The sequence below is a fragment of the Drouetiella sp. genome (genome assembly GCF_059504425.1).
This window is the reverse complement of record NZ_JCACIN010000099.1, coordinates 1-20,993: the sequence shown is the minus strand read 5'-3', so window position 1 is coordinate 20,993 and position 20,993 is coordinate 1. Positions and strand designations below refer to the sequence as shown.

The 20,993-nt window shown below is 48.2% G+C and carries 19 protein-coding genes and 1 pseudogene; 14 read left to right on the top strand and 6 right to left on the bottom strand.

The window, feature by feature from the left end; genetic code table 11:
• Positions 1 to 192: 192 nt before the first annotated feature.
• Both AC5JMP_RS23435 and AC5JMP_RS23430 read right to left on the bottom strand, forming a co-directional pair.
• Positions 193 to 1,350 carry a ParB/RepB/Spo0J family partition protein gene (locus AC5JMP_RS23435; protein ID WP_495853919.1) on the bottom strand — a complete coding sequence of 386 codons (1,158 nt, stop codon included), beginning with the start codon at positions 1,348 to 1,350 and terminating at the stop codon, positions 193 to 195.
• Complete coding sequence (locus AC5JMP_RS23430; RefSeq protein ID WP_495853918.1) at positions 1,350 to 2,168, bottom strand: ParA family protein; 819 nt, start codon at positions 2,166 to 2,168, stop codon at positions 1,350 to 1,352. Before AC5JMP_RS23430 ends, AC5JMP_RS23435 begins: the two co-directional genes overlap by 1 nt.
• Positions 2,169 to 2,450: 282 nt before the next feature.
• Here AC5JMP_RS23430 and AC5JMP_RS23425 point away from each other — a divergent pair, with 282 nt between their 5' ends.
• Both AC5JMP_RS23425 and AC5JMP_RS23420 read left to right on the top strand, forming a co-directional pair.
• Positions 2,451 to 2,690, top strand: coding sequence for a hypothetical protein (locus AC5JMP_RS23425; protein ID WP_495853917.1), 240 nt, complete (start codon positions 2,451 to 2,453; stop codon positions 2,688 to 2,690).
• Positions 2,684 to 2,863 carry a hypothetical protein gene (locus tag AC5JMP_RS23420; protein ID WP_495853916.1) on the top strand — a complete coding sequence of 60 codons (180 nt, stop codon included), beginning with the start codon at positions 2,684 to 2,686 and terminating at the stop codon, positions 2,861 to 2,863. The genes AC5JMP_RS23425 and AC5JMP_RS23420 overlap by 7 nt, the downstream gene beginning before the upstream one ends.
• A gap of 215 nt (positions 2,864 to 3,078) precedes the next feature.
• On the opposite strand, the gene AC5JMP_RS23415 is transcribed toward AC5JMP_RS23420, so the two are convergent.
• A complete protein-coding gene (locus tag AC5JMP_RS23415; RefSeq protein WP_495853915.1) occupies positions 3,079 to 4,077 on the bottom strand; it encodes a tyrosine-type recombinase/integrase in 999 nt (332 codons plus the stop codon).
• 143 nt (positions 4,078 to 4,220) lie between these two features.
• Here AC5JMP_RS23415 and AC5JMP_RS23410 point away from each other — a divergent pair, with 143 nt between their 5' ends.
• The 7 genes from AC5JMP_RS23410 to AC5JMP_RS23380 all read left to right on the top strand — a co-directional run bounded on the left by AC5JMP_RS23410 (position 4,221) and on the right by AC5JMP_RS23380 (position 11,441).
• Positions 4,221 to 4,760 (top strand): hypothetical protein, encoded by a 540-nt coding sequence (locus AC5JMP_RS23410; RefSeq protein ID WP_495853914.1) that lies wholly within the window; start codon positions 4,221 to 4,223, stop codon positions 4,758 to 4,760.
• Positions 4,757 to 5,227, top strand: a complete 471-nt coding sequence (locus tag AC5JMP_RS23405) for a hypothetical protein (protein ID WP_495853913.1) — start codon at positions 4,757 to 4,759, stop codon at positions 5,225 to 5,227. Before AC5JMP_RS23410 ends, AC5JMP_RS23405 begins: the two co-directional genes overlap by 4 nt.
• Positions 5,184 to 5,432: a hypothetical protein gene (locus tag AC5JMP_RS23400; RefSeq protein WP_495853912.1), complete on the top strand. Its 249-nt coding sequence runs from the start codon at positions 5,184 to 5,186 to the stop codon at positions 5,430 to 5,432. The genes AC5JMP_RS23405 and AC5JMP_RS23400 overlap by 44 nt, the downstream gene beginning before the upstream one ends.
• 366 nt (positions 5,433 to 5,798) lie before the next feature.
• Complete coding sequence (locus AC5JMP_RS23395; protein WP_495853911.1) at positions 5,799 to 6,989, top strand: sigma-70 family RNA polymerase sigma factor; 1,191 nt, start codon at positions 5,799 to 5,801, stop codon at positions 6,987 to 6,989.
• Between the two features lie 87 nt (positions 6,990 to 7,076).
• On the top strand, positions 7,077 to 8,246 hold the full coding sequence (locus tag AC5JMP_RS23390; RefSeq protein WP_495853910.1) for a DUF1822 family protein: 1,170 nt from the start codon (positions 7,077 to 7,079) through the stop codon (positions 8,244 to 8,246).
• A complete protein-coding gene (locus AC5JMP_RS23385; RefSeq protein ID WP_495853909.1) occupies positions 8,243 to 10,672 on the top strand; it encodes a CHASE2 domain-containing protein in 2,430 nt (809 codons plus the stop codon). The genes AC5JMP_RS23390 and AC5JMP_RS23385 overlap by 4 nt, the downstream gene beginning before the upstream one ends.
• Position 10,673: 1 nt before the next feature.
• Positions 10,674 to 11,441, top strand: coding sequence for a DUF928 domain-containing protein (locus tag AC5JMP_RS23380; RefSeq protein ID WP_495853908.1), 768 nt, complete (start codon positions 10,674 to 10,676; stop codon positions 11,439 to 11,441).
• 17 nt (positions 11,442 to 11,458) lie between these two features.
• On the opposite strand, the gene AC5JMP_RS23375 is transcribed toward AC5JMP_RS23380, so the two are convergent.
• Positions 11,459 to 14,080, bottom strand: coding sequence for a CHAT domain-containing protein (locus AC5JMP_RS23375; protein ID WP_495853907.1), 2,622 nt, complete (start codon positions 14,078 to 14,080; stop codon positions 11,459 to 11,461).
• Positions 14,081 to 14,238: 158 nt separating this feature from the next.
• Here AC5JMP_RS23375 and AC5JMP_RS23370 point away from each other — a divergent pair, with 158 nt between their 5' ends.
• The 5 genes from AC5JMP_RS23370 to AC5JMP_RS23350 all read left to right on the top strand — a co-directional run bounded on the left by AC5JMP_RS23370 (position 14,239) and on the right by AC5JMP_RS23350 (position 19,927).
• A complete protein-coding gene (locus AC5JMP_RS23370; protein WP_495853906.1) occupies positions 14,239 to 14,634 on the top strand; it encodes a cyclic di-GMP-binding domain-containing protein, MshE-related in 396 nt (131 codons plus the stop codon).
• A 282-nt stretch (positions 14,635 to 14,916) separates the two neighbouring features.
• A complete protein-coding gene (crtA, locus tag AC5JMP_RS23365) occupies positions 14,917 to 15,789 on the top strand; it encodes a cyanoexosortase A (protein ID WP_495853905.1) in 873 nt (290 codons plus the stop codon).
• Positions 15,790 to 15,841: 52 nt separating this feature from the next.
• Positions 15,842 to 16,594, top strand: coding sequence for an HpsJ-like protein, cyanoexosortase A-associated (hpsJ-A, locus tag AC5JMP_RS23360; protein WP_495853904.1), 753 nt, complete (start codon positions 15,842 to 15,844; stop codon positions 16,592 to 16,594).
• A gap of 86 nt (positions 16,595 to 16,680) precedes the next feature.
• A complete protein-coding gene (locus tag AC5JMP_RS23355; protein WP_495853903.1) occupies positions 16,681 to 17,253 on the top strand; it encodes a hypothetical protein in 573 nt (190 codons plus the stop codon).
• 229 nt (positions 17,254 to 17,482) lie between these two features.
• On the top strand, positions 17,483 to 19,927 hold the full coding sequence (locus AC5JMP_RS23350; RefSeq protein WP_495853902.1) for a filamentous hemagglutinin N-terminal domain-containing protein: 2,445 nt from the start codon (positions 17,483 to 17,485) through the stop codon (positions 19,925 to 19,927).
• Here AC5JMP_RS23350 and AC5JMP_RS23345 read toward each other — a convergent pair.
• Together AC5JMP_RS23345 and tnpA are read right to left on the bottom strand one after the other, a co-directional pair.
• Positions 19,910 to 20,104, bottom strand: a pseudogene (locus AC5JMP_RS23345) (hypothetical protein); the annotation flags it as partial. The gene AC5JMP_RS23350 and the pseudogene AC5JMP_RS23345 sit on opposite strands and share 18 nt — an antisense overlap.
• 260 nt (positions 20,105 to 20,364) lie before the next feature.
• Positions 20,365 to 20,802: an IS200/IS605 family transposase gene (gene tnpA / locus AC5JMP_RS23340; RefSeq protein ID WP_495853920.1), complete on the bottom strand. Its 438-nt coding sequence runs from the start codon at positions 20,800 to 20,802 to the stop codon at positions 20,365 to 20,367.
• Positions 20,803 to 20,993 lie beyond the last annotated feature (191 nt).

Sequence of the window (20,993 nt, the reverse complement as noted above, 5' to 3'; positions counted from 1 at the left end):
TTGCGTTGATGCTGCCTTTAAAGAGTGTCCTAACGTATGTGCGTAGCGCTATAAAGTGTAACGAGTTCCTGGTTGACTGCCAGTGCTGCCTTGACTTGGGCATGACGGATGTGTTCTTTGAGAGTGCTCAAAAAGTCATCATAGTTCTCTGGAAATGAAAGGAGTTTATCTGACACGGCTTTAAGACTAGTTTTATGGCAAGTTGCTGCGGATCTCTTTAGCTTTAGTCTCTAGAGCAACTAATAGTTTTTGCAATTGCTCTAGACCCGTATCCTCTAACGAGATATCCGACACGTTACGGATTAAGGATTCAACTTTACGATTGAGCGCTACATGCTTCCTCTCTGGCTGATGCTCAGCAATGATTTTGCCAATTAAAGTGCGTGTCTCGCTAATCGTTAGTTTTTTCTCTAAAATCTGAATCACACTATCTTGGCGAATCTCTAAGGCTTTTTCTTCAGGAATTCCCAGTTTTTTGGCATTAAGCTGCTGAATCAGTCGAGCATGATTTGTACCCAATCCAGACTGGCGAATAGCCTGCTTAAGATCAATTGGAAATTTTAAAGACGGAAAGACATTAGCATCTACCGACGCTGGGTTTTGCTGGAAGCGGAGTAACAGCAAGAAGATGTCACGTTCGATATTGTCTAGTTCAAACGTATTAACACATCTGGATTGCTTATCTCTTGTCATAGTTACTAACTTAGTTAGTTGTGGCAAAAGTTTCCTCGTATTTAACCGAGCGATTGCTCTTCTGACTGCTTTAATCGTTTCCTCTGGCTCGACACCAAGCTCAAATTTAACCTGTTGAGTTAGCCCTTCTGCTAAATCCAGGTCATTCAATCCTTCTCGATGCAGACTAGTTAGTAAAGCGCATGAGTGCAGTTCTGCTTCTGAAAGCTCCCTTGGCAATATTACGGCATCCAAGGTTTCAATCTCAGGCTGTAAATACTCAGATACCGCTCGCCATCGACGTTCACCGTCAAATAAAAGGTTGCCGGGCAGCAATATGATTGGCTGTTGTTGTCCCTCTGCTTTGATAGACACCGCCATGCTGTGAATGCTATTAGGAGCAAAGGTTTGCCTAGGCTGCTTAAGGTTTGGCTGAATATCTTTATGATGAACTTTAACAACTCCGCCCACTTCTTTCAGCTGATCTCGCAAAGCTTCAATAATCTGATTGAGTTGATTCCGTTCCGCTTCGGCAAGTTCAACTGTTGTTTGATTAGCTTTCAACCGAACAATTTCAGCCTGAAGTTCATCAATGTGACCCTCAAGCTCAAACACTTGCTGCGAACCTGCTGCTCCAGCAAACATTCCAAGGACACTAGGTTTATTTGACTTTGGCATTATCTATCTCCCATCTCTGCCAGTTCTTGAATTAGAGCATCTACAATTGGCTGAAAGTCGGCCCGTGCTTCTCTACCGGGTCGAAAAATTCCGAGTGGTAACCCTCGCCCCGACGCATTCAAGATATCGGCTGACTCGCGGATTGGATTAAAGAACCGAATGCCCAATTGCTGACAAACTATCGGTAACTCTTCGACAATACTTTGATGTGCTCCCCAATTGCTTTTCCAACGCGTTGGAACAATGCCCATAATCTTAGGTGCTGGTTTGAGCCTGAGCTGCTTACAGTTGTGGTAGTACCACTCAATCATGGCAGCAGCACTTTGAGAAGCTTTGTACTCAGGCTGAATTGGAATTAAAACATGAGTGCATGCCGCCAATGCAGTTAAAGGTAAAGGTTCTAGAGTGGCAGGACAATCAATGATGACAAAGTTATGAGGTAAAGGATAATCACTCAGTCGATCTGCCAGGACATAAGGTCCACGCAGATCTTTTGAAACTAGGCGAATTGTTTCATGAAGTTCTTTACCCCCTTTACAGACCTGGATTTTGTCAATCTTACTTGCCCAGGCAGTCATTAGCGGATAATTACCCGCGAAACTTGGATCATAAACATCTGCCATTGTGCCAGGATGACTACTCTCTCTTAATCCACAAAATAAAGTGAGTGATTCATTAGGATCAATGTCCAGCAAGGCAACTGAGTAGCCTCGAACTCCTAATTCGTAAGCAAGGTTATAGGCAGTGGTTGACTTTGCAACACCACCTGCATTGGTTTCAATAGACAAGATGACCTGCGAACGTAGCTGGTTCGGCATAATAATTTTCCTAATGCTATAACGTTATCTCAGGCTTTAACTGAACTTTTAAGTCAGACCTACGGTCATGCAAAGTGGAGTTACTAGTAGGCTAAGTGAGAAGTTTCTACAAAAAAGCTTGCTTTAACCAATGATTTTTTGAATCTCAAGGATAAGAAGTAACATCTGAATGACTGCGGTTTCCAGCAGCAGCTTGAGATTCTTAGAAACATAAAGTATTTGCTTGTCCAAGTTCGTGGCTGAATCAAAAAATTATCTCTGAGATAACGTTATATCAGTTTTTTGCAACAACGTTCTCTATCAGATGGAACCCGCATCATTCCCTGCTGTGGCTTTGACTCTGTCCCTTCCGATCTGGGTACCTATCTGATTGTCCGTTATTCACAACAGTTAGGAGTGGCTTGTCAAACCGTAACGGCATACTTTCAAGCTTATGGCGACTTAAACGGGGGCACACTGACATCCAGTTTGAACCTCTACGATTCAGACCAGTTAACGCAGGTCAGCGATCCTTTTTGCTGAACCCGCCTGCCATTCACACTCCGGCTGGAATGACCCGTAATCGAGATCCACAGCTGCCCTGCTTTGATCTGGATCTCAACACCTGGGTTGCACCCTTCTTTATGGGGAGCAGTCAATACTCAGGTGGTACGCCGCAGTTGTGCCCTTTACAAACAGTGGCAGGAACCCTATAGAACCGACTTCACCTATCAGGAGTATCTCAAGTTTGATGAACCCTGGGCATGACTCAAAGCAACGGGTGTCACCACAGGGCTTGCCCTGCTGACAGGTGTTTTACAACAGCCCTCACGTCGCTCGCTCCTCCAACCTTTGTGGCCCCAACCCGGTAGCGATCCTCCTGAACAAACGATGAATGAGGACTGGTTTTCTCGCGAGCTGACAGACCCTACTATAGGTTGTCCTCCCCCTCGCCGATCGCCTTCAAATACGCCTCAGCCGCCGCCTGCTTGAATACGCCCTGAGTGTAGCGCTGAAACACGCGGTCGCTCTTAATGCCCATCAACTCCTTGCCAAACAGCGGATCGACCCCTCGCCGCGTCACCTCCGTGCCAAACGAATGGCGAAACCGATGCGGATGGATGCCCTCAATCCCCGCGATAGTTCCCAACTTTTTCACCATCTTGTGCAACCCCTGATAGCCCAGCCTCTGCCCTGCACTCTTCGGGTCTTGTGCCAAGAACATAGGACTCTCCAGCGCTGGAGCAAACCCGTCCCCCTGCTGCCCTCGCCACTCCAGATAAGCCTCCAGATAAGTTCGCGCCTCCCGACTGAGCGGCACTTGACCTACGTTCTGTCCCTTGGAGCGATGCACCGTGAGCATCTTGCCATTCCAGTGTTCCACATTTAACGCTGAAGCCTCGGATGCTCGCAAACCATGGCTAAGCACCGCAATGATGGCCCGATCGCGCATCCGAGTCTTATCATCCAGCTCTAGCACTGACCATAGATCACCCAACTCCTCCGCCTCAATGTGAGCCGCCTGCGGTTCCTCCTTCCTCTCCAAGTCGATCGCGTCGGTGGGCAAAGGTTGATTCATCGGATAGCCATTACTGCGACGTAACCAGTTATAGAACGATCGCAGCGTATTGAGAGCATGATTCACCGAAGCAGGCTTCAAGCCCTTGAGCTTCAGATCCCGGCGATATTTGCCGAGATCGCTAGGAGAGACATCCAGCCAGGATTTGTTAGACCAGGCAGCAAATCGTTTTAGCTGTCCCCGGTAGGTTCGCTGGGTATTGTCTGCTTTACCTGTCTGTCTGAGAAACTCCTCAATCTGCCAATCGCGCAAATCAGGAGGACGATCGCCTCTTCCCCCACCCTCCGGCTTTCCGCCTTCGAGCGAAACAATCACAATCGGTAAAACGGGGTCAGGTGGAGAGGAGTTCATGGGCGATCGGATTAATGCTGGGACTTTAGGTGCAGATAATTTCACTTATCTATATCAGATTATTGTAAGAATATTATGTAAGCTGGAGCGATCGACTCTCCAAATCCACTTATCATCAGATTCAAGGCAATGAAATTAGCCGCATGGGTAGACCCACAAACGAGAAGTGTTGGGCATGCAGCCTGTTAACGGTGAACGAAGCCCGTAAGCTGCATGAGACAGATCGGGGTGGCGATGGCTGCTGGAGTGATGACACTTGCCGCAGTCGGCGATTGTACTACCGCAAGGGCCGTACTCAAGGCGTCAGGCGACAACTCCAGATTGAAGAGTTAGTCGTGCCGATTGCTGAAGTTCCCTATGTGGTGCTGCATTCCTATGTGGACAAGCCTCGACAAATTAATGACGCGGTGGTGATCCACGCGCTGTGTGCAGAGCTGTGGCTGGGAAATAAGCCGACAGCGATGACGCAACCCCAACATACGTTTGGGCTACCCCCGCGAATGGTCAAGGAGTATGCGCGTCAATTGTTGGAGGCGCTTTACCAGCGCTATGGCAACGATCGCCGCAGTGGATTTGAGCGCTTTGCCCGTGAGGAACAGCACTCCGTTTCCCAATGTCCGATCCGACCTTGCTCTTACCATGCTGAGCATTTGCATTGTCGTCAGGTAGGAGAGCGTCTGTGAAGGCAGAGCAGCTGGAGCTAGCGTTGTGGGATCAGTTGCAAAGGGCACAGCAAAGTCCAGAGTTCTTGGATGTGGAGTCGATGCTGGATGCTGTGGAAGCAACAGTGGCTCATTTGCCTGAGTCTGAGCAACTGCGGTTTGCGGGAGAGGCGTTGCTTCAAGTGGCTGAGCTTTGTGTAGCGCGATCGGCTCTATGGATGACGGAGTGGGAGGAGTCCTCTCGTGATCCCATTGTCGAGCGTGGCTTCTTTGCCGAGGTGGTGCGGCAGACGATGGCGGTGGATTTGAGTGAGTTGATGGAGCCAATTTCACCCCGGAGGCAGCGGGTGAAATCAACCCAGAAACCAGAGGGGTCGATCGCGGCTCCGGTGGGTAAGGCAGCAGTGCTGGCAATGGTGGAGCAGCTAGAGGCATCGGCAGCGGATGAAGCAGAAGAGAAATCAGGAAGTGTGGGCGATCGCCCATGAGGAGAAGGTGTCTGACTGGACAGAGGCGATCGAGCGAAGGCTTCAATCTGCGCCTGATGAGAGGGTTTCGTTCACTGAACTGTGTCGTCACCTAAGCATGCCGTGGGTTGAAGTGTGGTTAGGTCTGTTGTTAGGCGGCTTTGAGTTAGGGCAGAGAGGAGAGTTTTATCAGGCTGCAATTTGGGTGAGGTGCCCTAAATTGTAGGCTGCCGTCTCAAAGAATCTGCTGAGGAAATAATTTGAAAATCTTGTGTAACCAGGGAGATAAAACCTGGAGAGTTACACAAGAAAGCCTCCCTGAATCAGCCCTGTTCTAAAGTCTCTTGATGAATGCAAAATCGACGTTTGAAGTGCTCGGATGATAGGGTTTGAGCTATTGTATAGTGCATTATTAGGACGCAGATAAAGTGTGATGTCCTAATGTTTCCTTATTCCTCGCTCAGCTTGCACAGAGGGCAACAGCTAATCTGAAAGAGGTCTATTCATTTGAAAATCGGGCATTGCTGAAAATCGCTGTAAGGCTTTTTTATTAACATTCATAACAGTTTTTTACAACTGCCTCTATGCCTCTATGCGCCACCGCCAAGATATTACTGAGCTGTTCTCAACTTTCTTGCAATTTGAAACTGACATTATTACCCGCTGGACGACAGATGCAAAGCTGCGGCGCAGTTTTCAAGGCGTGTTTGCCCAATCCCCTGATCCGTCAGAGTTGGTTTGGACAATCTACTGGCACCGCATCTGGGATCAAACAAGGTCGGAATCTGCTCACAATCTGGCAAGCCTTCACTTGTCGGCGTATTTGCAAGAGTCTTGTTACTGGGCAGCCTACCGCACTTTTAATAAATTCAGCGGCAGCCAATTTACACTGCTAGACTATTTCCAAATAGCGATCGCAGAGGTCAGCACCGTTCTGCGAGGATTCAGGAACGATCGCGGCGCTAGTCTACGCACCTATGCGGAAATGGTATTTCAGAGCATCCTACGGGATGGATTGCGGCAGCGGCAGGCAGCAGATCTCTGCACAGATTGGACTCTACTCCGCAAGATTAGCAAAAAGCGGTTAATAGAAAGTCTGCAGCATGCTGGATTATCGGCAATGGCAATGACTCAATACAAACTAGCCTGGACTTGCTTTAAGACTCTCTATGTACCAGCGTCCTCTACAGAGCGATTGCCTAAGCCAGATTTAGCACTGTGGCAGGCTGTTGCTCGTCTGTATAATGAGGAGCTAAACCCCGGTTCGCCTCCCATCACAGCTAGGGAACTCGAGCAATGGTTGAGCCGCTGTGCTGTCTGGGTTCGCTCTTATCTTTATCCATCCGTTGCTTCACTAAATGTGTCCTCTGTGGACGAAAATACTAGCGAAATTCAAGACAGGGTTGCTGCTGATATTGATACGCCCTTAGGGGCGCTTATTGATCGAGAAGAGATCATGCAGCGCCAGAGTCAGTACACGCGAATTACTCAAGTGCTGGAGGGAGCGATCGCGGAGCTAGATGCTCAAACGCAGATGATTTTGCAACTTTATTATCAAAAGCACTACACGCAGCAGCAGATTATGAAGCAACTAGCCCTAGGTCAAGCAACCGTATCGCGGCGGCTGAGTAAAGCCAGAGAATTCCTTTTGACTGCGTTAGTGCAGTGGAGTCAGGCAGAGCTGAATAATCTACCTACACCAACCCTAATAGGAAGTATGAGTACAGGTTTAGAAGAGTGGCTTTGCGCCCGATACAGCCAGACTGCTGTAAATCCAACTTAAGTTTTAAAGAGTCCATGCGCTTTTTCCCCTTTAGTGTGTACCTCAGCACCTGTAGCCACTTAGCACTTGTAGCAAGACCTAAACGATATGATTACCTTCGCCGATCCAACTGATGCATGGCTGGAAATCTCCCCCGCTCAGCAAGAGACAGTTTGGCAGCACAGCCAATGCCATGCTCCTAATCGCCGCTGGAACGCTTATCTAAATCGTCTATGTTTAGACACAGTACTTCCCTGGATTAAGGCAGAGCATGCACCAGAGGCTACAATCTGGCAGAGTCAGGAGAATTTGTCCAGCATTTGGGATGTGGTGAACGGAGCCGCGATCGTTATTGGCAATCAGCGGTTAGTACTCCTGCCCAGCGAGGCGATCGACAATGGCGAACTGGAAGTGCCACAGGAATGGATTGATATTCCTGAATGGACCGCTGATTACTATTTAGCCTTACAGATACAGTTGGATGAACAAGAGAACACGCACTGGGTCAGGATTTGGGGATATACAACGCATCAAGATCTGAAGATGCATGGTTATTACGATGCTGATGATCGAACCTATAGATTAGAAGCACAAAACCTAATCAGAGATATAGGCGCATTGTGGGTAACGCTACAGTTTTGCCCTGAAGCTCAGACTAAAGCTGCGGCTCTTCCTCTCGCCGATTTAAGCAATGTTCAGGCAGAAAATTTGATTCAGCGCCTCAGCAATGCCGTCATTCCCCGGCTGGTCCTTCCTTTTGCAATGTGGGGAGCCTTGCTGTCTCAGGATGACTGGCGACAGCAGATGTATCGGCAGCAGTCCAGTGGACTAATAATCAGTGAACTAACAAACTTGAGCCGGTGGTTCCAGCGACATGTGGCAACAGGTTGGCAGAGCCTAGAAGCCTTGTTTAACGACGATTTGCAATTGGCAATTAACCTGCGATCAGCTCCTAGAGATACAACCCTCACCCAGGGCAAGCAAATCATCCTGTCTACAGAGCCTCCGCAAACGGTCTTACTGCTGCTCAGCCTAGCTTCAGAGGCGGATGAGCGAGTTGCAATCATGGCGCAACTGCATCTCGATTCTAGTCAGGTCACGCCTGCGAATCTGACGCTAAATCTGCTGGCAGATACGGGTGAAACGCTCCAATCCGTTCAAGCTAGACCACAGGATAGCTACATTCAATTGCGACGCTTCCGCTGTCCAGTCGGAACACAGTTCAGTTTGCAGATACAGTTTGCAGAATTCAGCATTACAGAAGATTTCGTCGTATGAGCCAACTTGTTGTTCTCAAACTGGGTCAAGGGGATTGGCAACAGGGCTTTCATACTGTAACCCTTCAGCTTTGGCAGACCGCTCCGCCCCAAATTCCGACGCAATGGGCAGGCAGTTTGACTCCTAATGCCCAGTTGCCCGAGCTGTGCGATCGCTGGCGCACGCTCTACATGGCTCTCTCGAAGCGAATGACTTGGAGAAGATTGTCACGGCGATCGTCAATCGATATAGAAGATGAGGGCATTACCAACGTTTCTGTGACTGATTTTGACTTAGTGTGTCAGCAGCTTAAGCAGGAGATCGATCGCTGGCTCGACAGCAGCACCTTTAGTAAAGCTGAGCGGCGGCTCCGGACGCGTCTACTGCCCACCGAAGAAATCCGCGTCATTATAGAAACTGACGATCCCTATCTCCGTCGACTGCCGTGGCATCTCTGGAGCTTCTTTGAAGACTATCCCCAGGCAGAAGTCGCGCTGAGTGCACCAGAGTATGGCAAAGCAGTCCTGACGCACCGTACGCCTGATCGAGTACGAATTTTGGCAATTTTGGGTAACAGTGAAGGGATTGATATTCAACACGATCGTACTCTATTAGAGAACTTACCTGCTACCGAAACGGTATTTCTGGTAGAACCCCAGCGGCAAGATCTCGATCGCTGGCTTTGGGACGAGCAGGGCTGGAATATTTTATTTTTTGCCGGACACAGCACCAGTCATGCTGATGGTGAAACCGGAGAGATGATGATTAATGGCAGCGATACGGTCACCATTGCACATCTGAAAAATGCGCTCAAAGCAGCGATCGGACGGGGCTTAAGTCTAGCAATCTTTAACTCTTGCGATGGGTTAGGGCTAGCACGAGCCATGGCGGATCTCAATATCCCCCAACTCGTCGTGATGCGTGAACCTGTTCCTGATCGTGTCGCTCAAGTCTTTGTGACAGATCTCCTGACCACCTTTGCGAACGGCAAATCCTTCTATCAATCGGTGCGGCAAGCGAGAGAGAAACTGCAAGGATTGGAAGATGAGTTTCCTTGCGCCTCCTGGCTACCTGTCATCTGCCAAAATCCGGCAGAAACGCCAATTAGTTGGTCAACTCTAAAAGAGGCTCAGCCGACTACTCCCAGTTTATCGACCCATGTCAACAAGTTCCGCAGAACATCAGTCAAGATGGGTCTGATGCTAAGCTTGGCAATCACAAGTTTAGTGTTGGGAATACGGGCATTAGGTGGGCTAGAGCAGTCGGAGCTGGCACTATTTGATCGGCTTCTGCGATCGCGTCCGGGAGAAGGCACAGACCCACGAATTCTTGTAGTAGAAGTCACTCAGGATGATACGAATCAGTACGGCTATCCTCTAGAGGACAAGACGCTGGCACAGTTGATCGAAAAGCTGGAAACAGCCCGACCCAGAGCCATCGGGTTAGATATGCATCGCTATCAGTCTCGGGGGCAGGGGCGATCGCAGTTCATTCAGCAATTTACTAATCCCAATCTGTATCTGGTTTGTAGCTTTGGCTCTAACGATCGCAATTCTGCCCCGCCCCCAGAGTTTTCTGAAGCGCAGCGCACGACTCAGATGGGCTTCAGCGATCTCTTGTTAGACAGTGGCGATACCCAGACCGTAACTCGTACCGATACCGTCAGTAGCGAACAGGCGATTCATCCAGAAGATCAAGTGCGACGGCAGATACTTTCCTATGAACCTGGCTTAACAGATACACCCACTTCCTGTACTACTCCCTATAGCCTCAACTTGCAATTGGCGTATCGCTATCTGGCGGCAACAGGTATCCCGCCCGCCGTTACTCCCGACGGCAATTGGCAGTTTGGTTCGGTTGTTCTGCAAAAGCTGCCTAGTCGGTTTGGTGCTTACCAGAGACTTGACGGACGGATGAGCCAAATTTTAATTAACTACCGTACCGATCCACCGGGGCAGCGGGTAACGCTACAGCAGGTGTTGCAAGGACAGGTTAGCGCTAGCTGGATTCGCGATCGCATTATTTTGATCGGCACTTCTGCCCCAGTTGCTAGAGACAGTTTCAATACCCCCTACGGCGATATGCCAGGAATCTGGATTCATGCCCACCAAATTAGCCAGATATTGAGTGCTGTTAGCCAAAAGCGTCCCTTCATTAGCGGTCTGCCGCAGTGGCGAGATATCCAGTGGGGCGATGGGTTGTGGATCTTAGGATGGGCTGCGATCGCGGGCTGGACTACTGTGCGGCTGCGATTGCTGTGGCTCACGGCAATTGCCACAGGTGTCATGGTGCTGATGCTGTACTATCTATCGCTGTGGTTTTTAGTGCAAGGCATTTGGCTGCCGCTATTGCCATCGGTGCTGGCAGTCTTGCTCACTAGCACGGCTGTGATCATTTATTCCGCAGTAGTCAACTCATTCACTCGATCGAATCACGGAGGTTTCTGAAATGGTTTATAAAAAAATATCGCTGTTGGGAATAGCGTTGTGGTTGGGACTCAATAGCTGGACGAGCAACTGGACAAGCGGTTGGGCGGATGAGATTACGAGTGGAACGATGTCACCCCAAATGCAGATGAGTCCATTACAGATTAGTCAACTGCCGCCGCCACCTTGGACTCCGCCCCCCAACCGAACACGAGCCGGGGGTTCGTTGAGTGATGCCAAAGCCTGCACGAGTTCCACAGAAAATCTGCTGGCGATCGTACCGACCGAAAATCCAGTGGTGACAACCTTAGCGCATCCAACAGTTTTGTTTTATGTTCCCTATGGTGCTAGCGATGTGCAATCTGGCGAGTTTTCAGTTTTGGTTGGGCCGAATGAAATGACTCGGCTCTATCGTGCCCGATTCAAACTACCTAGCTCCCCTGGAATTGTCAGCGTCAAGCTTCCAGAAACTGCTGATACAGCCCTAACTCTGGGCAAATCATACCACTGGTATTTCAAGCTGTACTGTACAGGCAACACCACCTCGAAAGCTGATTTGCAGGTGGATGGTTGGATACAGCGTGTAGAGGCGACACCTGAGCGCGATCGCCAGATTCAAGCTGGAACTCCAGAAGTCTGGTATGACGCGTTGGCTAAGTTAGCCGATCACATCTCTGCAATGCCGCAGAATGCACAGCTTAGGGAACGCTGGCGTAGCTTGTTGACCATTGCTGGGGCGGCAGATGCGGTGCAAAAGCCCATTGTGGGCGAGGTGGTAACAGAGCCATAGGGCTATGCCAGTTTCCGTTACAACCAATTCCCCACCAACACATACGTTGCCCAAATATGTGGTGTTGTGTAGCCTTGTTGTATAAGGAAGATCTGGGCATTTCGCAAAGCCTGCGATCGGGTAATGTCTGTTTTTTGTAGCTCTTGGTAGAAACGAATCATTAGCTGCGTATTGGGATAATCTTGCGCTTCCCAAAGGGTAGAAACGACGCTACGTGCCCCAGCCTGCACCGCAACACCTGCCATCCCTAGTACCGCACGATTATCTCCTTTTGCAGTCGAACAGGCGCTCAGCACCAAAAGCTCTACAGCGCTTGATTCGCCTAGTCGATCGGTTTGGCGATCGGTTTGAATCAGTCGTCCTAAATCTTTTCCCGTAATTAGTTCTCGATAGGCAACAATAAAAGTCTCCTCGGGATCGGAGCTGAATATCCCATGGGTTTTCAGATGAATGGCTGAAAAATTTTCCTGACTCAAACGAGCTTCAATGTTTTTCTCAGTAAAATCTGTTTCTAAGAGCGGTGCTTTTGCCTTAGCAATCTGCTGAATTTGCTCTAGCTCAGGCGTTAAATATTCGATCTTCGGAAAAGCCAACTGGTTTAGCGTTTGCGGTTCGCTAACTCCACCCAAAAATACATTGAATTGTTTTGGGCGCGGACTAGGCTGAAACAGCTCTAAGCGGGGCGCGATTGCCGTAGCATATTTGCTAATCAAAAACTGCTCTCCGTCATAAAGTGCAGCCATGGGCACATTGCGGAGCTGCCCATCTAAAACAAATACCAAGGTTTTGAATTCATACTTTGCTAGCTCTGATTCAAACGGTGCAATCAGCCATTGATAAACCTCTTGGAGTCCTGCGATCGCCTCTGGCGTGTGATCGGCGGTACTGAGATTCTCTCGTAGCGTTTGGAGTTTCGTTTCAACGGCTGTCTGCGGCAAGTCCACAGCATGATAAATCAATGATTGTCCTGGTAACTCTAAAACAACCGCCAGCCGATTTTGCAGAATCATCGGATAGAGTTTAGCGGTTGTCGGGTCATTCGCCACGTCGGTAATCGTGACCGTTTGCGCCACGTTACAGCCCAAAAAGTTCTCTAGCTCGGCTAACTGTAATGCGTTCACCTGCTGCACGGTCTGTTGCAATATCTCCTGGCTGGGTTGAGCAGTGGCACTCAGCAACAGTTCTACTAACTGCCGATAAACGGGTTCTACGGCATCCCGAAAAGAAAATTGAATATCAGCGTTGATCAGCAATAAGTCCTTGCGGATAGATTGCAGCGACTTCACCGCTGCGGTGTAGGAGGCGATCGCCCCTGACAAGTCAGACTGCTTTTCTAGGAGTCTCCCTAGCTGCCATTCCCAGCGATAGCGAATCACGGAGTCCTGCTCAGCTTTCAACAGCGCTTGTTCTGTCAAGCTTGTTGCCTCTGTCCACTGTCCAGTTTTTTCATAAAGCTCACCCAATTGACCCAGAGCATAGGATTCGGCAGAATTGTCTTGCAGCTTGCGGGCATCTTGAATCGCAGTTACAGCCAGTTGCGCTAGGCTTGCCCAACTGGGTTGAAATGTGCGATCGCGCTCTTGCAATATAGTCAGGCTTTTAATCCCGTTGAGCTGGGCATAAATGTGGCTATGACTAGGCTGTAGCTGGGTAAACTGGGGCAGAATCGATCGCCAAAGCAGGGTGGCAGCAGCCGTTTGTCCGGCTTCTGCTTCCAGGCTCAGATGATTTAACTGAGCTTGCAATTGAATTGAGGGAGCAACGATTGCTGCCTGTTGATAGGCAACGATCGCTGCCTGGCGGTGGCTCTGAGCTTGCATCGTTTGACCAATGGCGATCGCTTTATTCCACAGGGCTGTTTCGGTATTGCCAGTCTCTAGTAGCGTTGAGCCATGCAGCGCTGCGAGGTCAGCATCTATAGCGACCTGGCTGCTCTCCTGCAGTACCGTTAGCGATTCCTTCAGCTTGCCGACCCGCCGCAGAGCAACACCCAAACTCTGCAATCCGGTGACCTTAAGCTTGGGATCAGATTGCGATCGCGCTCCCTGCTGCACCTGATTGAGCAGTGCTTCTGCCTGGACACTAAAGCCTAAGGACTGCAAGGCTTTCGCTTGATTGATTAACCCCATCAGAGTGCCAGAAAAGTCACCTGCTCGCTGATAGGCAACTGTCGATCGCCGCCAAGTCTCTAGAGCGGTTTCGGGCTGTCCCTGAAACCACTGGAGGCGGGCTTGTGTATTCAACGCTTTTGCCAAAATATCAGGTGGCGCCAGTTCATCTTGTAATAGCGCCAAACTTTGATTGATGGCGATTTCTGATTCAGACCAGCGCCCTAACTGCTGATAAGCCAGCGATAAGTTACTAAGGGTAAAGGCTTGTACCTGTGGCTGTTCGTGCAACTGACTGAGTGCCTGCTGCCATAGGGCGATCGCCTCAAAATATTGCTGAGCTTCGTAGCGATCGATACCCTGTTGCAGCAGGGATGTATTAGAGAGAGGTAGAGCGGTTTGAACCCCTACCGGGGCAGGTATAGGGGGTGCCGAAAGAGCTGGAATGCCCAAGGCAGAGAGACAGCCGAAGCAAATAAGTAACGCGAACAGCAGCAGACGCGATCCTCTCAGCTGAATTCTAGGCAGCATTTTCAGCACCAGTGTTCAATACGTTCTCTAAGTCATTACTACGGTTTAAGCGACCTAGCGGAAAACTGAGGTGAATAAAACTAAAACCTCATCCCTACATGTCAGTAGAAGAGCTTTGCCCGAACCTAATCCCTCAAATTTTAAGGAAGATTACAGACATGGGAAGACCTATACTGCCCTCCATAGTCTCAGCCCCCAACCCCAGCCCTATACCGCCCTCCATAGTCCCAGTCCCCAGCCCTAACCCCATACTACCCGTAATTGTTGCACCACCGGTAATTGTCCCAACAACTCTCTCAGGTGCTCGTGGAAAGAAACAATTTGCGATCGCTTCCCCTGTTTCTCCTAATGATCAAGCGATTAAGCTGGGTCGAATTTTAGTCAACAAAAAACTAATTTCTCCACCTCAATTAGAATCGGCTTTAATTCATCAAAACTATTGCGATCGGAAATTGGGAGAACTCTTGATGGAAAAAAATCTGATTTCTGATGAGCAGCTAGAACAAGCTCTACGAGAACAATACTGGCGCAAGAATGGCTATTGGGTGATTTGATTTAGAAAGTTAGATGATTTTCCCTATATATCTTCCTAATCCCTTAGAGCTTTACCTCCGGAGTTTTTTTGTGATGAGGGTGAAGTTAGCCTAACATTCATACTTCAGACCATAATCTTTACCATACCTTTGTAAGACCCGTATCAATAGTTACGTATGATTATCCCCAAACTATCCGAGTAATTCGCAGACTTTACCAAAATTCCATAAGCTGCTGCTAAAGATCTAGCAAGGTTGCTGAGATCTCTGGCGATCGCTCTCAGTTCTCTTCTTTGAATCAGCATGAAGGTAATTCATCCTATTTCAGCGCGCTTGCTTCAGAAAAGCCAGTACTGGCTACTGGGAACTGCTGCAGCTTTAGTGGCAATTTACATGACGTTAGTCTGGCTTTCAGGAAACATTGCTCACTTCGGGATGAGCATTCTATTTTATCTATCTGCAATGATTGTGTTTTGGGAAAAGCGCCATAGCTTGGTGTTGCAGAGCAGCGTTCTCTCTAAAGTCTTAGGAGCAGCATTAATTGGTTTTTCTTTATGGGGAGGCAGTATTTTGCTCCATGATCCACAGTTAACGAGTGATCTGCCTAACCCAGTGCTTCGCCTATTCCCATTTGTTTCTGCTCTAGCGATTAGCTTGTTGACTTCAGGGCTTCAGGGTCTTAAACGATACAGGCAGGAACTCACCCTGCTGTTTTTTCTGGGTGGTCCTAGTGTAATATTTACCTTGTTACCTGATATTTCTCCGATCACTGCTAGGTTTGCAACGTTTCTACTTTGGTATACAGGTTTTAATGTCTCGGTACAAGATGTCTATATCAACTTGCCAACAGGTGGGGTCAAAGTTTATACAGGCTGTTCTGGAATTGAGAGCATGGCTTACCTATTGGGCATAGCAGTGATTGGTCTGATCCTGTTTCCTGTTTCTCGGAGCAAGCAAATTCTGGTGCCAATTATTGCACTGTTGATCGGCTTCGGAGTGAATGGAGTTCGAGTGGCACTCATGGCAATTCTAGGAACTGCTCAAAACCAGGAATTGTTTCATTACTGGCATGAGGGAGAAGGTTCTTCAATCTTCGGTGTGGTTGCCATGTTAGTTTTTGGGCTGTGCTATTGGTTGATATGTAAACAGCAACGAATCAGTGACCAGAAGTTCTAAAGATTGTCGATCGACAGATTTTTTATGAGCCACAAACCCTGGTGCATCTATTATGGTTAAGCCATTAGATAATCAAGTACATCAATTTGAAACACCTATTAGATCTCCGAATTACAAAGTGGCGCAATTCGTTAAGCCTTTGCACTGGATTGGTTACGGACTGTTAATCCTAAGCTTAATCAGCTTAGTTGATGCGTTAGTTCCAACTGACCTTATGAATCCGGTCTGGGAATTCCAGACGATGGGAGCCATCATTGAACAATCTCCATTAATTTTAGTGGGGCTGTTCATGGTGTTTTTGGTCGATCCTGATCGCCTGATGAAATGGGACGAATTTATTCTAAAAGGATTATCATGGCTGGCTTTGGGTGTTGGCTTAATGTATCTTCTAATGATTCCCCTATGTATCGTTGATGCCGTTAGGGTTCATCGACAAGCGAACCAACAAATTTTCAGTCAGGTTAGTGAAAAACGGGAAGCCGTTCAACAGGTAAAAGATAAATTAAATCAGGCTAAAACAGTCGGAGAGCTAGAACAACTCCTCATTAGTCTTGATGGTGCTGGAGTTGCGCCAGAAATTACCCCTACTCAACCAGTAGAGCAGGTAAAGCAAAAGCTGGCTCAGGCAATCGCCCAAGGGGAACAAAATCTTAATGCTCAGGCTCAGCAAGCTCAGCAAGCTCAGTCGCTTGATCTACTGAAAAAAGCTGTGAAGTGGAATTTGGGCGCTCTCGTTTCTGGTCTGCTGTTCATTAGCATTTGGCGGGGAACGCCATGGGCACGGCAGCGTCGGCAAAATTTTTAGGTTGACAAGACTAAGGGCAACTGGCTCTAAAAAGTTTGGTGTGAGTGGTTTACAAGCAAGTTGATCTAAAAAATAGGAGAAAACCCATGAAACTAGCGATCGGTCTAATGACAAAGAACAGCCTGAAATTTTCAGCGGTAGCAACACTCGCGATCGGCGCTTGTTTTGTTTCAACAGCGGCTCAAGCCTTCAACATTGTTCCAATTCCAAATTCTTCAACTACCATAGGAGCAATATGCACTCCAAACCAATGCAATGTCAGAAGTAACACTAATCTGTTCTCCTTTCGGCGGCTCACTGTTGATACGAATCAGCGAGTCAATTTTATAACTACTTTTGAAGATATTATTGTTACTGTAGATCGTCTATCCAGGTTCGATGGTATCTTTACTACAAGTAGAAGGCAAGGAACCAACCTAGATTTAACTGCTTTTGCCTCAGTTACCTTCGGCGATACCGCTGCTTACGACCTCAACGGAGGGAGGTACAACCAATCTGGTAATACTTCGGGACGACCAAAGGCAATTCCTGAAAATCCAGTAGGTAGTCTGCTGGGTGCAGGGGCTGTAGGTGTAGTGTTGCTCTTAAAAGGTCGCAGGCGTTTTAGTCGACTGGCTCAATCCAAGATGACAGCGTCACCTGAGCAGAACAACCTGTAACTTTCCTTAATTTCACTAGCTTAAGTGAGTGATAGTCTGAAGATAGGTTGATGTTGATCTACTGGCGATAGTTGCCCAGTGAATACTTGCTTCAAGTCGGGTAGGGGTGGATTACAGTCTGCCCCTACTTGCTAAATGTCCTGTGGTAACCTGGCAGGACTTGTTTTAGGAGACTCTCATGAAGTGGTGCAGTTATTTCTGGTTTGGTGGAGTTTGTCTTTGTGGGCTGATGGTGTCTCAGCCAGTGCTGGCGCAGATCGTTCAAGATGGTTCAACTCCAACAAATTTAGAAGAGTGCAGCACTCAATGTACAAGAGTTATGGGTGGAACAATCCGAGGTCGCAACCTGTTTCACAGTTTCACAGAATTCAATGTTGGAGAAAGACAGCAGGTTAGGTTTGCCAATCCAAATGGAATTGAAAACATCCTCACACGGGTAACGGGCGATAGTCCCTCTCGTATCCGAGGCACTCTGGGTATAGAGGAGGGGGGAGCAAATTTGTTTTTACTCAATCCTAACGGTATCCTCTTCGGACGTAATGCCCGTTTAGATCTTCGAGGCTCGTTTGTCGCCACGACTGCCAATAGCTTTGTTTTCCCCAATGACGCTGAGTTTAGTGCAAGCAATTCTCAGGCTCCTCCTCTCCTTGCAGTCAATGTTCCTATGGGTCTGCAATTCGGGCAGGCTCCAGGAGAGATTCGTAGCCGAGGTGATTTGCAAGTTGCTCCGAACAGAACGCTAGCATTAGTAGGAGGTAACATCATACTGTCAGATAAAAGTCTAGCAGTAGGAGGACTTAATACAGCAGTAGGAGGACGGATTGAATTGGGGAGCGTTACCACAGCTCGGGTCGATTTAAGCACAAGTTCAGAAGGTTTTGTTCTGGGCTATAAACATGTTCAAAACTTTCAGAACATCCGGCTTTCCAACTTTACTGTCGGCTTCTCTAACTTTTCCCAAGCCATTCTAATAGACGAAGTTGGCAGCACAATTCAGATCTGGGGTAACGAAATAATACTCGATCGTTCGCGCATTATTTCCAGCACAAGGAGCGGAACAGGAGGAGAATTCAGGCTCAATGCTGCTGGTTCCGTTCGCTTGAGAGGTTCATTAATACAAAACCTTGCGCTTGACGGAGGTCGTACTGGAGATGTGGCGGTGAGAGCAGGTAGAGACCTTGCCCTCACTGAGGCTTCAGGCGTTAATTCTATTAGTGAAGAAATTGAATCTATTAGTGGAGAAAATGATTCCATCCCTGCAAGGAATGTAATAGGAGGAACGCTAACTATAAATACTGGTAACTCTATCGCTTTAAGAGAAGGCTCATTTATAAGTATAGATACTCGCAGCAGAGATGATAATGGAGACCTGATCATTAATACTCAACGTCTGCTACTCCAGAATTCTGGAATTAAGAATGGTACTTCTGATATCGGTCGAGCAGGGAATATTCGCATAAGAGCTTCAGATATCCAGTTATTTGGAGTGCAACCGACCCAAGATGAACCTGGGAGAGTTAGTCCTCCTGTCATTGTCGCTGAGGCTGCGGAAGGGAGTCAGGGTGATGCAGGTAACATAGATATTAGAACCGATCGGCTCATTGCTCAGGAGGGTGGGCAGATTTCTACTACAACCTTTGGGAGTGGTAATGCGGGAAGGCTAGCGATCCTAGCGACAGACTCCATCCGTTTGAGTGGAGCTGTAGGGGATTTTTCAGATCTTGATAATTTAATCGAGAGCGGTCTTTTTGCTTCAGCTGAGCCAGGTGCAACAGGTGATGCTGGAACGGTAGATATTACCACCCCAAATTTAACGGTTGAGAATGGGGCTGCCATATCAGTCAGAAACTTCGGTCGACAAGGGGGTACCTTGAACATTACAGCTAACTCCATCCTTCTAGATGGGGGAGAGAGACGTCAGGCAAGATTGACTGCTTTCACTGCGGCAGAGAGTGAAATTGGACAAGGGATTGGAACAATTAATATCCAAGATCCAGACTTGTTGATTATGCGAAATGGCAGCCGAATCTCTGCCGCATCAATTACAGATGCGAATCTTACTGCTGGAGCGGGAAATATCCACATTGATGCGCCCGACGGCTTCCTGATTGCAGCCCCGCAACAGGATAATGATATCTTCGCCAGTGCCTTTGCAGGTCGGGGTGGCAACATTAATATTACTGTGCGAGGCGTTCTGGGATTTGAGGGATATGAGGAACGTACTTTTGTCGAAGGCAATGGTACTAATGATATTGATGCAAGTTCTCGGTTTGGGATATCTGGTACAGTCAGCCTTTCTGCCATCAATCTCGACCCTACTCAAGGGCTCACTGAACTGCCTATCACTCCTATCGCTACTGAGCTTGTGCAAGGTTGCCAGGTTGAGGGAGGGCAAGCCGCCGCTTCATTTTTCGATACAGGTCATGGTGGCTTACCTCCCACTCCCTACGAACCCCTCAGCAGTGACGATATCCTGAGCGATGTCCGCCTCCCCTCTCAAGTAAATATTTTATCTGATGCAACTAGCTCTGTGGCATCAACGACGACAACACAAAATTCCTTAAAAAACTCCATTACAGAAGCTGAAAGCTGGAGAGTAAACGATCGCGGTCAATTGATCCTCATTGCTACAGCTTCCCCAGAACCCTTGGCAGAATTATGCCATCTCCGCTAGTTCATGGGATTTTGGAAGCTGCGGAATGATGAAATCCAAGTGCTCACCGGGAACTTGGCTTAACTCTTGGGAATAACCCTGTAACTTCAGTTCTCCCTTCTCAAGGAAGACAACCCAATCGGCTCGCAAAATTACTCTAGGTCGATGGCTAATCAAAATGGTTGTTTTACCCTGCTGTGAAATGTCAATTACATAGGCGTGTGAATTTAAAGGCACTTTCTTCTCTTATTGAGTTGCTGAGATCGGTTGAGAGATCAAAAACAGAAGAGATCGCGGCTGACTCAAAACGACAATTATCAGGCTGTTGTACTAATCCGATGAATTCTCCCGTGATTCGCTATGAGGATTTTGCCTTGCTTCAATAACAGACAACGCAAGTCACCAACCTCCGGCAAAGCCGGAGGCTTGAAGATGGAGCCGCTCAAAGCGGCTTGTCCCTACCACTCATCGCTAAGTCGCATCTGCTCTATGCGTTGATCTTCCGCTTCTTGTCGTTGGATGTATTGCCGCACCGTTGCTTCTTCCCGTCCCACCGTTGAAACATAGTAGCCACGTGCCCAGAAATGCTGCCCCACGAAGTTCTTCCGCTTGCCTCCGTAGTTGCGCGCAATCGCAATGGCACTCTTGCCCTTGAGAAATCCCACCACTTGAGATACCGAGTACTTTGGTGGAATTGAGATCAACATATGCACATGATCTGAACACAAATTCCCCTCCTCAATCCGGCACTCCTTCTGCCGCGCTAATTCATGAAACACTTCTCTCAAATACTGCCGTAGCTCTTTGTACATCGCTTTACGCCGATACTTCGGGATGAACACCACATGGTATTTGCACTCCCACTTGGTATGACTTAAACTGCCTGTGTCTTTCATGAGTCTTCTTTGCACCTACCCTTCCTTGGTCGGTGGTAAAGAGACTCTTTCCTACACTTACCTCTCTGTCAAACTGCGACTCCCGGAACCGTCAAACTTTGGGAGTCCCCCAGCAGAGCTGGGGGTTTACCCGATTAAATTAGCCCACTACTTTCGGTTCAGTGGTGGAGAAGTCAGGACAAGAAGCAGTA